This is a genomic window from Hyphomicrobium sp. (assembly GCF_036833075.1).
GTDB lineage: Bacteria > Pseudomonadota > Alphaproteobacteria > Rhizobiales > Hyphomicrobiaceae > Hyphomicrobium_C.
Genome location: NZ_DAITQL010000042.1, coordinates 1 through 14,154 on the forward strand (window position 1 = coordinate 1; position 14,154 = coordinate 14,154).

Annotated in this window: 15 protein-coding genes; 3 read left to right on the top strand and 12 right to left on the bottom strand. The window is 62.4% G+C overall.

The window, feature by feature from the left end:
* Positions 1-144 precede the first annotated feature (144 nt).
* Positions 145-1,326, bottom strand: coding sequence for an MFS transporter (locus V7082_RS13010; RefSeq protein WP_334149180.1), 1,182 nt, complete (start codon positions 1,324-1,326; stop codon positions 145-147).
* A 91-nt stretch (positions 1,327-1,417) separates the two neighbouring features.
* On the opposite strand from V7082_RS13010, the gene V7082_RS13015 reads away from it, so the two are divergent.
* Positions 1,418-2,356: a LysR substrate-binding domain-containing protein gene (locus tag V7082_RS13015; protein ID WP_334149182.1), complete on the top strand. Its 939-nt coding sequence runs from the start codon at positions 1,418-1,420 to the stop codon at positions 2,354-2,356.
* A 106-nt stretch (positions 2,357-2,462) separates the two neighbouring features.
* Here V7082_RS13015 and V7082_RS13020 read toward each other — a convergent pair whose 3' ends face one another.
* Entirely contained in the window at positions 2,463-3,224 is a 762-nt protein-coding gene (locus V7082_RS13020) for an SDR family NAD(P)-dependent oxidoreductase (RefSeq protein WP_334149184.1), read from the bottom strand.
* A 101-nt stretch (positions 3,225-3,325) separates the two neighbouring features.
* Here V7082_RS13020 and V7082_RS13025 point away from each other — a divergent pair, with 101 nt between their 5' ends.
* Positions 3,326-4,216 (top strand): LysR family transcriptional regulator, encoded by an 891-nt coding sequence (locus V7082_RS13025; RefSeq protein ID WP_334149186.1) that lies wholly within the window; start codon positions 3,326-3,328, stop codon positions 4,214-4,216.
* Positions 4,217-4,398: 182 nt separating this feature from the next.
* Here the strand turns inward: V7082_RS13025 and V7082_RS13030 are convergent, their stop codons facing one another.
* Positions 4,399-5,613: a YbfB/YjiJ family MFS transporter gene (locus V7082_RS13030; RefSeq protein WP_334149187.1), complete on the bottom strand. Its 1,215-nt coding sequence runs from the start codon at positions 5,611-5,613 to the stop codon at positions 4,399-4,401.
* Positions 5,600-6,499, bottom strand: coding sequence for a LysR family transcriptional regulator (locus V7082_RS13035; protein ID WP_334149189.1), 900 nt, complete (start codon positions 6,497-6,499; stop codon positions 5,600-5,602). Before V7082_RS13035 ends, V7082_RS13030 begins: the two co-directional genes overlap by 14 nt.
* 73 nt (positions 6,500-6,572) lie before the next feature.
* On the opposite strand from V7082_RS13035, the gene V7082_RS13040 reads away from it, so the two are divergent.
* Positions 6,573-7,679 carry an NAD(P)H-dependent flavin oxidoreductase gene (locus V7082_RS13040; protein WP_334149190.1) on the top strand — a complete coding sequence of 369 codons (1,107 nt, stop codon included), beginning with the start codon at positions 6,573-6,575 and terminating at the stop codon, positions 7,677-7,679.
* A 213-nt stretch (positions 7,680-7,892) separates the two neighbouring features.
* Here the strand turns inward: V7082_RS13040 and V7082_RS13045 are convergent, their stop codons facing one another.
* The 8 genes from V7082_RS13045 to V7082_RS13080 form a co-directional block, all read right to left on the bottom strand.
* Positions 7,893-9,659, bottom strand: coding sequence for a relaxase/mobilization nuclease domain-containing protein (locus V7082_RS13045; protein WP_334149231.1), 1,767 nt, complete (start codon positions 9,657-9,659; stop codon positions 7,893-7,895).
* A gap of 290 nt (positions 9,660-9,949) precedes the next feature.
* Positions 9,950-10,270: a hypothetical protein gene (locus V7082_RS13050; RefSeq protein WP_334149192.1), complete on the bottom strand. Its 321-nt coding sequence runs from the start codon at positions 10,268-10,270 to the stop codon at positions 9,950-9,952.
* Positions 10,267-11,169 carry a lytic transglycosylase domain-containing protein gene (locus tag V7082_RS13055; protein WP_334149194.1) on the bottom strand — a complete coding sequence of 301 codons (903 nt, stop codon included), beginning with the start codon at positions 11,167-11,169 and terminating at the stop codon, positions 10,267-10,269. The genes V7082_RS13050 and V7082_RS13055 overlap by 4 nt, the downstream gene beginning before the upstream one ends.
* A gap of 3 nt (positions 11,170-11,172) precedes the next feature.
* Positions 11,173-11,505 (bottom strand): DUF736 domain-containing protein, encoded by a 333-nt coding sequence (locus V7082_RS13060; protein WP_334149196.1) that lies wholly within the window; start codon positions 11,503-11,505, stop codon positions 11,173-11,175.
* A 37-nt stretch (positions 11,506-11,542) separates the two neighbouring features.
* Positions 11,543-12,088 carry a S26 family signal peptidase gene (locus tag V7082_RS13065; RefSeq protein WP_334149197.1) on the bottom strand — a complete coding sequence of 182 codons (546 nt, stop codon included), beginning with the start codon at positions 12,086-12,088 and terminating at the stop codon, positions 11,543-11,545.
* Positions 12,085-12,603: a DUF2840 domain-containing protein gene (locus tag V7082_RS13070; RefSeq protein WP_334149198.1), complete on the bottom strand. Its 519-nt coding sequence runs from the start codon at positions 12,601-12,603 to the stop codon at positions 12,085-12,087. Before V7082_RS13070 ends, V7082_RS13065 begins: the two co-directional genes overlap by 4 nt.
* Positions 12,600-13,622 (bottom strand): replication initiator protein A, encoded by a 1,023-nt coding sequence (locus V7082_RS13075; protein ID WP_334149200.1) that lies wholly within the window; start codon positions 13,620-13,622, stop codon positions 12,600-12,602. The genes V7082_RS13070 and V7082_RS13075 overlap by 4 nt, the downstream gene beginning before the upstream one ends.
* Positions 13,623-13,895, bottom strand: coding sequence for a helix-turn-helix transcriptional regulator (locus V7082_RS13080; RefSeq protein WP_334149202.1), 273 nt, complete (start codon positions 13,893-13,895; stop codon positions 13,623-13,625). It abuts the gene before it with no gap.
* Positions 13,896-14,154 lie beyond the last annotated feature (259 nt).

The window sequence follows — 14,154 nt, forward strand, 5'->3', positions numbered from 1 at the left end:
CGCGCAGTCGCAGCACCCACGCCACGGCTTCCTCCGGTTATCAACATCAGGGGTGTCTGCGAAACAGTATTCATTGTCTGGCCTTTCTCAAGGGATTGAATGAGGCCAGCCAATAGCCGGCCGGTTTTTTGAGCCTCAGACTAGTTACGCGGCTCTTGTGGCCTCGGCTGCCGGGCTTCGCAGGTAGCGGCCTAACGCCATTACGAGTGGAATGATCAGAACGGCGGTGGTGGCCGCTGCAAGAACGCCGACTGTGCGGGAGCTGTGATCGGCAATGGCGCCATAAAGGATCGGGGCGAGGCCACCGGAGCCGATAACGCTCGTATAGAAGATCGCGAAAGCCCGACCTGTATCGCCGTCCGAAAGTTCAGGCACGGTGCCGTAGAGCACCGACGATGTGCCGTTAAGAACGATGCCGAGCAGCGGCAGCAAGATGAGCGTCAAGGGAAGTGGCGTGAACAGCGTCGCGACGATCAGCGAGGCTGTCGTGGCCTCAGCTATCATCACGGTCCTGACGACGCCCAGCCTTTCTCCAAGGCCGCCGAAAACCGCTTTCCCGAACGCGCCACCGACAAACAGCAGGGCAAGAGCGACACCTACCGTCGGTAGGCCACCACCGCGCCCCTGAACAAGAAAGGGAAGAAACAGCAGATACCCCATGCGGGTGGCGGTATCGAAGCCGCCAATCACCGTCAGAATACGGAAGCCGCGGCGTTGACGGCTGATCGTGGCCTGCTTTCTACCTTCCATGGAGGAGGAAACGGAGGGCACCAGTTGCACCAAGGTGAAGATCAGGACGATTCCGAGCATCGCCATCAATCCGAGCACCGGTTGCCAGGTAAGAACCGTCAGCAGTAGCGCAACGAGCGCCGGCAACACCGCCTTTCCAAGATCGCCCGCGAAATTATAGATACCGAGAGGGCGTCGCGCGGCATCCCCATAACTGTCGGTGACAAGCATGGAAGCGCGCGGATGCTGAATGCTCGACCCAATACCTGCTACGACGAGGCCGACGCAAAGTCCCGCCAGTCCCAATGGCAGAGCCATGATCACCAGGCCGGATGCCGCGATTGCTGTCGAGAGGATCAGCGCAGCGCGCGGTGACCAGCCGCGAAGAAGCCGATTGGCAGGTAGCTGAAGACCGCCCATGGTCGCGTAATAGAGGGCACGGATAGCCGCGAGCGCTGCATAGGAAAGCCCGAACTGGGCCTGCCATACCGGTATGAAGGCATAGAGCGAGTCCGTGTAACCATCATGAAGGGCATGTGTGAGACTGGCTCCGACAAGGCTACGCTTTTGAGTGTTCCATCGACTGCTGCGGTTCATCTGTCACTGTACTGCCCGGAATATTGTTTGCCTTGCCGTGTCCGGCCATCTCCTCATTAGACGGTATACGTGTGAGCTTTTATCGACTAGTATGGATTTGCTCACGCATATCGTTCTCTTTTCTCACGGATACAGGATGCGCCGTCTTCCCCCTTTGAACGCCTTGCGCATATTCGAAGTAGCTGCCCGCACGGGGAGCTATGCCGAGGCAGGAGTTGAACTTGGCCTCACCCATGGAGCAGTGAGCCGACAGATCGCCGCATTGGAAGGCTGGCTGGGGCAGAAGCTGTTCATGCGGGATGGTCGCCGGATGGTCGCTACGCCAACGGCGAAAATCTTTGCAGCGGAAGTAGGGCTTTCATTCGACCGTCTGGCGGTCGCAGCAGAAGCCTGCGGCCGCCCGAACGCGCGCCGCATCCTGCGCGTGAGCGCCCCGACCAGCCTCGCGATGCGCTGGCTCATTCCCCGGCTCGGTCGCTATCATGCCGATCACCCGCATGTCGAAGTCGTCGTTACGACCGTGTCCTGCGTGCAGGAAGAGTTGCGCGGCGGCGTGGATCTCTCGATCCGGCGTGGCGTCGCGCGGGATGATATCTGGCCCCAACACCAAGTCGTTCCGGTGCTGGACGACGTGGATACGTTGATCATGAGCCCCGCGTTGTTCGCTGAGCGCCCAATCCTCAAACCTGCGGACGTTGAGGGACATACGCTGCTTGCTAGTGAGACGCGCCCCGGTGATTGGGTGAACTGGCTTGAGGCGGCAGACCTCCAGCATCTGACTGGACTGTCGCGTCAGACTTTTGACCACTTCTTCGTCGCCCGCCAGGCGGTGGAAGATGGGCTTGGCATCGGGATCGGCCCGCTTCCCATGCTTGATATCGACATTGCCAGCGGAAGGCTGATGACGCCTCTGCCAGACATCCGAGTTCCGAGGACGGGCTATGTCGCGGTTATCCCCCGTCAAGCCGATCCTGGAAATCTGGTTCGCGGTTTCGTTGACTGGCTCATTTCAGAGGCGAGCGACGACTAACGATGTTCAGCGGAGCATCTGCGGCGCCTTTAGTTGACCGCTCCGCTCGGCCCCGGCCAGCCGTCTCTCGACGCAGGCCGGTCTGTTACCGAAAAATGGGAACCCGTCAGATTCGCATTCCGCCAGAAACCTCGATCCGCTGTGCGTTTACCCAGCGATTATCCTCCGACAGAAGCGAGGCGATCATCGGTCCTATGTCGTCAGGTTGCCCTGGCCGACCGAGAGCGGTCATACCGGCAATAGCCTTGGCGACGTCGGGATTGTCGCGCACCACACCGCCGCTGAAATCGGTCGCAATGGCGCCGGGCGCAACGCAGTTCACGGCGATACGCCGCGCGCCCAGCTCGAACGCCATGTATTTGGTCATCGTTTCCACCGCTGCTTTCATCGTCGCATAAGCGGCGCGGTTCGTCATGATGATCCGGGTCAGGCCGGAAGAGATATTCACGATGCGGCCGCCGTCCCTGATTAGCGGCGCGAGTTTCTGGGTGAGGAAGAACACGCCCTTAACATGGATTCTGTAGAGGGCATCGAATTCGTCTTCCTGTGCATTCAGAAAACCCATGCCGCTCGAATTGCCAGCGTTGTTGACGAGGTAGTCGAATTTCTCGGCGCCGATGATCTGTAGTGTCCGCTGGACGCTGTCGACGAATGCGTCGAAGCTGCCGGTATCACCCGTGTCGAGCTGAAGCGCCACGGCCTTGCCGCCAGCCTTCTCGATCAGACTGACGACCTTGTCGGCTTCCGACCTGTTCGTGTTGTAGGTGAAGATCGAAGTGACGCCGCGATGGGCGAGCGCTTCGACGGTGGCGCGACCCAAGCCGCGGCTGCCGCCGGTAACCAGTGCGATGGGAACATGCATTGTCATAAGGATCTCCTGAGATTGATGATCCCGATATAGATGCATGTTCAAAATGAGATTAGATCGCGATTGCCGCTAATACTGTTTTGCCATACAGAATAATATTCATGGATAGATTGTCCTCCATGGAATTATTCGTGCGGATCGTGGAACGCGCCAGCTTCAGCGCGGCGGCCGCAGATGTCGGCATTTCGCGCCCCGTCGCGACTGCAACCATCAAGGAGTTGGAGCGCCGGCTCGGCACACGTCTGCTCCAGCGCACCACACGGCATGTCCAGCCGACAGTCGAGGGGGAAATCTATTATCGCCGTTGCATGGCCATTCTGGCGGACATCGAAGATGCCGACAGGAGTGCGAGCGGCGCCGTGACTGGCCTGCTGCGGGTTGACGTTGCCGGCAACCTTGCGCGGACGATGCTGTTGCCCTCGCTGCCTACCTTTTTGACCCAGCATCCTTTACTCACGGTCCACCTCCGAGAAAGCGAGCGCTATGTCGATCTCGTGCGTGAGGGTGTTGATTGCGTCGTCCGCAGTGGGCAGCTCTCCGATAGCGACATGATTGTGCGACCGATCGGTGTCCTGAGGGAAATCACCTGTGCAAGCCCCGACTATCTGGCAAGGCACGGCGTTCCGTTATCGCCGGATGCCCTTGATGGCCACATGATGATCGGGTTCATGTCATCACGCACCGACCGCGTCATGCCTCTGGAATTCATGGTGGATGGAAAGACCGTCGAGGTCGCGCTGCCCGCGCGTGTTTTGGTCTCTGGCGCTGATATGAATGCAGGAGCAGCGCGTCTGGGGCTCGGTCTGGCGCAGGCTCCGCGTGCTCGCTTCGAGGAAGACTTGGGCTCGGGTGCCCTCGTAGAGGTGCTGGGCGAATTTGCACCACCCCCGACACCCATTTCCGTTCTCTATCCCAGCAACCGTCAACTTTCCCAGCGGGTACGCGTGTTCGTTGATTGGCTCCTCGTCACACTCAAACCCAAGTTCTCTTAGAGTCCGAGTCCTCTATCTTCCTGCGATCATAAGGTCAGGCGCCATGCTCGACAGCCGCGACCTTGCCGCTGACCAGCGACCGTTAGCCGGTCACGATGAGAAGAATTCGTTGCCCTGTCCGAACGTAGAAAACCTGACGTCAAGGAATTGCATCGCTGGTGAACGAGCCGCAACCCAGTTCGCTACCGGCTGCTTTTTTCTAACTGCGGTTCGTTCGGCGGATGCTCAATTCCGGCTGGATTAGCATGTCCCTTTGATCGCTTTCCAATGGGCATGGCTAGCGCGGAAGCGATGGCGAGTGCGACGCCCGCAACGACAAGAGAGGCATCGAAGGACTGCGTTACACCGTAGAGCTTGGTCGCGACCAAGGGGCCGATGATCTGACCGACGCCGTATGCAGCAGTCATGATGGCAAGCATGTTAAAGCGTTGGCTTTTGGCGACGCGCCGAGCGGCTGGCATGGCAATCGTGACGGTCCCCATGAAGGTGCCCCCAACGATCAGCGCAGAACCGATATAGGCCAATGGAGAATGCATAACAGGCAGAATGACGCCAATGGCCTGGATGCCAAGGTTCGCCATGAGGCTGCGGGACGTGCCCCACCGTTCATGCAGGGAATGCCAGAGGAAGCATGACGGAATGGCACCAGAACCGAAGACGGCCCAGATATGGATCGGGTCGATCGTTGCAAGCGCCGAGCGGACCAGCAGTGGCAGGTATGTCGCCGTGATGATGTACCCGAAACCTGCAAGCCCATAAATGACGATGAGCCGAACCGGACCAAACGGTGGGGTGCGAACGGCAGCCTTGTCATGTGAGGATGGCTCGCGCTCAGGTTTGTAGGAATCCCCGCGCGCCTGGAGAATGAGGGTCGCAAGACCGATTGCGAGTGCCACCAATGCCAGCAACAGCCAGAGGGCATGGCTTGAAAGGGACGCCCAGGAACCTGCGGCAATGATCTCGGCCGAAACGAGAATCCCGACGCCAACACCAGCGAACAAGGCAGGTGCGCCTTGATGATGGTGTCGATCATGAATCAGCCAGTGGGAGGCTGCGACCATGGCAATCGCACTGGCTGCGCCGGCAAAGCCCCGGACGGTCACAACCAGCCATTCCGGGATCGCGAGTGCCAGCAGCCCAAGTGTCACGACTGTTGCTGCCATCGAGAACGTGCATAGTTTGCGGCTGGAAATCCCGCTGAGCGCGCCGGCGAATAATGCGCCGATCAGGTAGCCGGCATAATTGGCAGAAGCAGCGTAGGAACCTCCCTCGACGGTGATCTGGCCGCCGTTGACCATAAGAGGATAGAGGCCGGTGAAAGCGAAGCGACCGAAGCCCATACCGATAACCAGCACCAGCGCAGCCGCGATCGCGGTCGAGCGTTCATGACCGCGCATCGCCAGCGTCCCTGATATCGGCAAAGCTGTGGATCGTGTCGCGAAATGCCGAGAAAGCCAGTGTTGCGAACCCCGGCCGGCAGGCAAGCCAGGTATCCACTGTCATCAACGGCTTGATCGTGAAGTCTCCCGCGTTCGGCGTGAGATCCAGCACGCTGCGGGGCAGAACAGTGAAGCATGATCCAGCCGCCGTGCAGGCAATCATCGCGTGATAGGACCGCACTTCCTGAACCTGCACGGTGGCAGGTTTCGTCCCGAAGCTCGTCATCCATTCCTCGGCCAGCATCCGGTACGTGCAACCCGGTGCAAAAGCCGCGAGCGCACGGGGGCGGATATCTTCGGGATGTTGGACTTCGGGATGGCCCGGTGGCAGAAGCAGCACCAGTTCCTCACGAAATAACGGAATCCTGTCGAGCGTATCTGGTTCGAGCCACCAATCCCCCGACGGCACGGCGATCAGCGCGCAGTCGATGCGGTGGGCAAGGACCGCATCGATGAGTTGTCTGGTCGGTGCCGTGGACAGGTCGATCACCACCTTCGGCCAATTGGCGCTGAAACGCCCAAGCGGCGCGGGAAGCCGGGTAGCGGCGGTCGATTCCATTGTGCCGACCCGCAAGGTTCCGGCCGGCTCGGTTGGATTGACGACCTGGTGTGCCTCTTCGGCCAGATTCAGGATGCGTTCCACGTAATCGAGATAGGTCCGACCTTCTGTCGTGAGGTCCATGCGTTTGCGATCACGCTGGAACAGCGGCACGCCGATTTCGGCCTCAAGCTGCTGGATGCGTGTAGTGACATTCGACGGCACGCGGCCAAGCAATTCGGCAGCGCGTGTAACACTTTGCTCCCGCGCCACGGCGCGGAACACCGTCAGGGCGGCGAGGTCCATTTAAATTCTCCATTGCGGAATAACTGTTACATGATATTCTCTTTATGTGAATTACGTCAAGCCAGTTTGCCGAATGGAGAATACGGACATGGCTGTTGAACATGCTGGGAAGGGCTGCATTCAGTTCCTGGGGATCGATCATCCCATCATCCAGGCCCCGATGGCAGGCGTCTCGACGCCCGCGCTCGCCGCCGCCGTGTCGAATGCCGGTGGGTTAGGTTCGTTGGGGATTGGGGCGAGTACGGTCGCGCAGGCCCGCAAGATGATCGAAGAAACGCGCGACCTGACCGCGCGACCATTCAATGTGAATGTGTTCTGTCATCAACCAGCCCGGCGGAACGTAGAGACCGAAGCCAGATGGTTGAACTATCTTGCCCCCCTCTTTCGAGAGTTCGAGGCCGAGGTTCCAGCACATATAGAGGAAATCTACACCAGTTTCGTCGCTAACGATGAAGCATTCCAGATGCTGCTGGAGACGAGGCCGGCCGTTGTCAGCTTTCACTTTGGGCTGCCCGCGCTCGACAAGATTGCGGCGTTGCGTGCTGCCGGCGTCATGACGATCGCGACTGCAAACAGCTTACATGAAGCCCAGGCCATGGAGGCGGCCGGCATCGACGCCATCGTCGCGCAGGGCATCGAGGCTGGCGGACACCGTGGCATGTTTGATCCAGAGGCTGTGGACCAGCAGCTCAGCACGTCGGTCCTTGTCCGTCTGCTGGTCAGCAGAACGAGACTGCCGGTGATCGCGGCGGGCGGAATTATGGATGGTGCGGGTATCCGGGCCGCGCTTGATCTTGGTGCGGTTGCCGCCCAGCTCGGGACAGCATTCATCCTGTGCCCGGAATCGGCGGCCAATGCCAGTTATCGGGAGAACCTCAAAAGCGTGCAGGCCGCTGCCACACGGCTGACGCGCGTTGTTTCAGGCCGGCCTGCACGCAGCATCGTCAGCCGCTTCATGAACTATTGCGAAGTGGCGGGCAGCCCTGTCCCGCCAGACTATCCAGTTGCCTATGATGCAGCCAAGCAACTCAACGCTGTCGCTGCCCGCAAAGGCAATTTCGAGTTCGCCGCCCAATGGGCTGGTCAAGGCGCTCCATTGGCGCGTGAGATGCCAGCGGCAGATTTGATGGCTACGCTTGTTCAGGAGTTTGCTGCGAAAACGGACAGGACAAGGTCATGACCGTTCCCTGTTTGGTAGGCTCCTCAAATGTCAGAACCATATATCAGGCATTCGCTTCAGTGTCCCTCGGAGAGGTAACCGCACGCGCCGTCAGTACCATCGATAGGCCCAACGTTGCCGCCGATCAGGAAGATGGATGCGTATGTGTTGTGCATATCTCAAGACGCTAAACCACAACCTCTAACTACGCGTTTGCCCGCGAAACGCCCTGAACTAGATGCCTAGCTCCCTTTGCCGCGCCAACTGCCACGACACCGAGCCGCCCTGGACGACGCCCACCACCTCACGGCCGAGCTGGCGGTCGATGACCGGCCGCCATGGGACAAGCGTGAACTCGTGACTCTGCTCAACCACTGCGAACTTGCCGCTGGTTAGCTGTACGGTGCCGGTGAACTTGCCGCTGACGGTTTCGCCGTCCGTGGCGGCGCGGAACGGCAGCGCCTTGCTCGCGGCCATCTCTGCGCCAACACTGGCGACCTCGCGGTCGCGTAGCGTGGCGAGAAGATTGCGCCGGTAGAAGGTCCTTCCGTCCTGCCGGCGTGTGGCGTTGCCCTGGTCAATATGATGTTCGCGCCGCTGCTCCATCGCCTCGCGCACCTGTTGGCCGAAGCCGGCCGATGCAAGGTCGGATGCGTCGGGCGTAACCAGTCGTCGGTCCAGCCAGGTCGCGCCGTCCGCGCCGATCTGCTTCTCAAGGTCGAGCACCGAAAGCACACGAACGCTGGCCTGCTGATTCCGGCCTGCATCGTAGGCCGTGGCGCGGCTCTCGAAGTCTTCGGGGATGCGCCATTGGTCGGCGTCGATCCGCTCGACGATGCCGGCGCGGCGTAGCGCCTCCAGCCGGCGCACATGAGCATCGACATAACCCTCGTAGTCGCCGCCCGGAACACGGCCCTCGAACTTCGCCCGCTCCAGATGACGGCTCGGTCGATAGACGCCATCCTCGGCGATGGCGGCAATGGTCCGGTCGGATGGCCGCTGTGTCGTATCGGCCGGACCTATTTCGACGATGCTGCCGATCCTAGCATCCTCGACGTGGGCCGGCTCGATACCGGTGACATGATGGGTCCGACCGTCAACGCCGTCCACCACGACGGTCAGGTTCTCGCCCAGCTCGTCGGTGAGATACTTATCGACGACGCGCCCGACGACGGGCGCCTCCGGCGGCCCATCGTGGATTTGGAAGGTGAGCGGATCGCGCTCCAGGCCATCGGCCCTTAGCGCCTTGTGCATGTTGCGAATGATGTCGCTGCGCTCGCCCAGCTCGCGCAACGTCGGCTCCATCCGCTCTTTCAATTCCCAAACGCCCGGCGCGTGCTCGGTCGCCAGCCCCATCTTCTCCAGCTTGGCGAGACGGCGCAGTCGCAGCGTCCGGTTGAACTGACGCCTATGGTCGTCCGGCTCATGGCGAAGGTCGAGGAATCGGCCGTCGGCTTCCTCGGTCATCGCCCGGTCGATGCGGGTGAAACGGTCCTGATCGACTTCGGCCGAGAGCTTGCGGCTCTGCTCGATCTCGGTCAGGGGGCCGAGCTCCAGCGTGGTTAGCTCGCTGGCACGCTCGCGGATTCCATTGGCGAGATAGTCGCCGTTGATGACAAGATTCTCGCCCAGGTCGTCCTTGCCCCGGACTATGACATGCACATGGGGATGGCCGGTGTTGTAGTGATTGACCGCAACCCAATCGAGCCGCGTGCCAAGGTCGGCCTCGATCTGCTTCATCAGGTCGCGCGCGTGCGCGGTCAGGTCGGTCAGGTCCGCGCCGTCCTCCGGCGATACGATGAACCGGAACTGATGCCGATCCTCCTTGCCGCGCTCAACGAAGGCGTGACCATCAGCGCGGTCCTCGGTCGCGGAATAGAGCTGGCCGCGCTCGCCGTCGCGCGATGTGCCGTCGCGCTGGATATAGCGCAGATGGGCGGCGGACTTGCCGTTCCGGCCGGCGTTCTGGACGTAACGAGTCTTGACGACGACGCGGCGCATTCCGGGCGCGCTGTGCCGCCAACCGCCCGACAAGGTGCGGGCGCGAACGAAGGCCGCACCGTGCCCGCGTTGCAGGCCCGGCCCCTTGGTCGAACGCGAGGCTTTGCCGCTTTTGCCGGTCGGGCTTTTGCCTGGGCGCAACGCTGAACGCAGCGACGATCTGGACGGGCTGGCGCTATGCTGCCGGGCGATCTTCTTGGCCTGGCTGAAAAAGCTCTTGGTCTTCCCCGGCCGTGCGTCGGATCGGAAGCGGCCGGGCTTCGGCCGAAAGCGGTTTTCGTCGTCGGCGCTCACGGATGCGCCCCCGGCCAGAACTCAAGGAAATCGGGCGTGCGGCGGCCATGGTGCCGGTCGAAACCCAAGAAAGCCAAGTCTTTGCACAAGATCGCGGCACGCGGCATCGAAAACCGTGGTGCCGCTCGCGGACCATCTAACCAGTGTGCAGACAACAACAATTTCAGAAATCCGGCCGACCTAGTGCCGGTTTCCTTTATCTTGCCCTCCGCTCCTTCGATCCTTTCTGCCCTTCCGGCCCGGTATGCAGTCAGCCGCAAACCTGCCTGCCTGCACACCGAAACGAGCGCCGCCGAACGCGGGAACGCCACCTTCATGGCGTATCCCCGACGCTCGCGCGGGCTACAAAAATGCTGCCGTCTTGCGGCTCCGTAGCGGCGGGATCGCGCATCGGAACGGTCGCGCGAGCGTCGCCGGTTTGCGTGCCAGATGATGGCGCGGCGGCTGCTCGGCTGCCGCTCGGGCGCAGCACAAAGAGCGGCGCGTCGCGCCAGTCAGGCGGCGGCGCGGACTGCCGGGATGGTGCTTCGGATGCAGCGGCGCCGCCAAGGATCGGCGCGAGCGTGGCGACATAGGCGCGTGTCTCGGCCGGCAACGGGCGGCCGGTGGAACGGTGCTCGTCGTAGCGCGCAGGTCCGGCATTGTAAGCAGCAAGCATGGCTACGATATTGCCATAGCGATCCCACATCTCGCGCAGATAGGCCGTACCTGCGAGGATGTTGTCGCGGGGCTGATAGGGATCGCGGCCGAGCCGATGACGGGCACGCAGGCCCACCCAGGTGTCGGGCATAACCTGCATCAATCCCATCGCGCCGACCGACGAAATCGCCCGTACGTCGCCCGCGCTCTCGGCGCGCAGCACGGCGCGAATCCAGTGTTCGGGGATGCCGAACCGCTGCGACGCCTCGGTGATGTGCGCGGCATGGGGATCGGCGGCAACCGGGCGCACGGCCGACGCGGATTGCGCGACCGCGACGCCCGATCCGGCGCAGACTGATAGTGCGCCGGCCAGCAACAGGACGGCATAGCGCCATGGCTTCCTGTCGCCGCTATGACGCCAGCCTGCCAGCGTGCTCGCTACGGTAAAGGGTGCGCGCGAAGCGCCGGCCGATGGTCGCCCTTGACCTTCGCTGCGCGCGCCGGCCGTCCGGTCGTCGAGCGGGACGAAAGGATGAGACGGATTTTCCGCGAACAAAGGGATGGAAGGACGGCGCACCGATCAGTTCCGGTCCTCGCGCGCCTTCGGCCGCTTCCATGCGAGCCGGAAGATGCGTCCGTCGTCGTCGGCCTGGAACAGCGCCGGGCGAAACAACGCGGGGAAAAGCGGGCTGTCGATCTCCAGGGCGATGTAATCTCCGGCGCGTTCGCCGACACGTTTCCAGCCGCCGCCGATTTCGGGGCCGTCCTCGTCGTCGAGGTGGACGCGGTAGGCCGGCGCATTGTCGGCGTCGCTCGGTTCAATGGCGACGAGCGTGATTGCCTCGTCGATTCCGAACAACCGGACGCGGCCGGCATAGCCGTTGGCGGTGGGTTCAAAGATATTGGCAGGCATCGTCAGTCTCCTTGCGGTTGGTCGGGGAAGCGCGAAGTCAGTGCGTCGGCGCGCGCCATCGGTAGCGGCCGTCGCCTTCCTCATCGGTCCAGAGCGGGACCGCTCGGCCGATGACGGAGCTTGCCGGGATGGGTCCGAAGTAACGGCCGTCGAGGCTGTCACGGACCTCCCAATTCATCAGGAAGATTTCGCCAGGAGCGACGGTGCGGCAGCCCTGCCAGACGGGCAGATCGCGGCCGATACGATCACGCTCCAGCGCCTCGGCCATCTCGATCCCGTCAACCGTGATCGCGGGGCCGGTGCGGCAAACCCGCTGCCCTGGCAGGCCGACGACGCGCTTCAACAGCGGCACGCCGCGCCCGACGTAGCCGCGCCCTACCATGAACGCGGCGAGCCGTTCGGGCAGCATGACGGCGACCAGTTCGGGCACCGCGATCCGGTCGGCCGGCTCGACGGTGTAGAAGCCGACCGGCGCGCTGGCTGTGGCGTTCCAGATGAGTTTCGTCGGCGTCTCGACCGCGCTTGCGGTGGCGATGCCGAGAACGGCCAGCGCCGTGACGGCGACATAGCGGCGGCGCGTCACGGGTCGATTCTCCGACGCCCGATCCATGCCGCATGTCGCTCCGGCGTGTAGTCGCTCGGCTCCAGATTGGCAGTCAGGCGGTTGTGCGCGTGTCGCCAGTAGTCCGGCGACATGTCTGCCGGGTCGAGGCCCAGGGCTTCCACGGCGTCGATGACGGCAAGTCCGCGCTGCACTTTCGGCCAGCCGTCCAGGCGCAACAGGATGTCGCCTCCAGGCCGGACGAAGGGCAACGTCTGAAACGGCTCGCCGCGACCGATGGCCCGCGCGATGTCGATGCGTGAAATGATCGTGCCGTGCTCGCCGGCCGCCCAGCGGACGAAGGCGAAGATGCTGTTCGGCGCGAAGCCAACGACGCTTCGGCGACGGTCGATGATCTGTTCGTAGCTCTTGCGGCCGAACCGTATCCAGTGCTCGACCTTGCGCTTATCGAAGGTCAATTCAACAAGCGTGGTGAAGGGCGCGGGTCCGTCCGGCAGCGGACGGCCGTGCGCGCTGCGATGGGCGCGACGGGTCATGGCTCGGCCCTCCGGACAGAACCGGCACCATGCATCGCGTGCGCGCGCGTCAAAGAAGAGTTAGATTCTTTGTTAGATTCTTCTATAGAGTCCGGCGCACGATTTGCGCCTAATGTCCCGATGCTGCGTGCGCCTAATGTCCCGATAGGATTCACATGGTTGTCCACAGGCACTGTGGACAGTTTTTCAGGGGTAAAGCGCAACAGTTCTTGCCCGTCCTCCCATTCGATCTGAAGCCGATAGCCGGGCAGCGATTGGCGGGTCGCGATCCGGCGCAGGTCGAGCGCGAAGTCGGACGGCCGCGCCGCGCTGCCGGATTTCTGGTGAAGGTGAGAGACCTCGAACGCCCAGCCTTCGGGCTGGCGTCCGGCGTGCTTGCGGGCGACGCGATATAGCCAACGCTCGATGCCGCCAGTCAGCCGGAAATAGGCCGGGTCGATGGTGAGCACCAATGAACGGTCGATGACGCTGTTGTAGAACCATTCGGGCAGGACAAATTCCATGCCCTCGACGCGGCCGGCGCGCGTCGTCATTTCCTCCCACTCGTTGATCCATGAGAATTGCCGCCGCCGCCAATGCCGGCCGTTGCGGATCGTGGTGGCGATGACGGTCGATTGCAGCCGCTCCAGCGCGGCCTTGAGCAACAGATATTCCCGATTGCCTGTTGCCCGGCCTATGGCGCGCAGGAGCTGGTAGGGCATGAAGCGGAAGAAGCGCGATGTGGTGAGGCCGTCGTTCTCAGCCGCCACGACCTGCGAGGCCGCCCATATCAGCACATCGGCGTCCCAAATCGTCGCCATGCCGTGTTCGGGCATGGCGAATACCTGCACCTCCACATCGGCGGCCCGGTAAAGGATAGGCGTGGTGCGCGGTCGTTTCGCCAGGGAGAAGAAAGGCCGTTCCATCAAATCGCGCTGGTCGCGCGGCGCGGCGTCGCCTGTCGCGACTATGAAGGGGTCAAGGTGGCTGCGTTCGCTGGCGTCGGTCGGCTGCGCGCGGCTATGATCGTCGTGCAGCATTCAGAGCTTACCCCGCTCGTCGGGGGTCAGCGGGCGCGCGGGAAAGACCGTGCCGGCGTTCTTGTCGCGCGTGGATTTGCGGGTGCCGACCGCGCTCCAGGCTTCAAGGTCGCGGATAGTGTAGAGGACGCGGCCGCCGATCTTGCGATAAGCCGGCCCCGTTCCGTAGGTCCGATGTTTCTCTAGGGTGCGGATGGAGATGCCAAGGAAGCGCGCGGCTTCCTGTGTGCGCAACAGGCGCGGCGGCAGCTCCGCATTGCGGCGGATGGCCATAAGATCACCTTTGGTTCGTTGATGTGACCGCCGAAAACTTCGGCGGGCTGTGGCGAACCTTGGCGGGTGATCGGCGGCGCGTAGCGTGCCGCATTTGTGCCTATGCGCTGGCGGCACCCCTTGGGAAGCGCCGGCAAGCTGAAAAGATGATGGATTTCAGCGCGTCATTGCCTGCCGCGCCGAATTGGCGGAGACATTCACGCGCGGGTCGGGTAAGACTGAAAGCGGAGCAGACGCGCTGCTCTGGGGCTTAGTAACC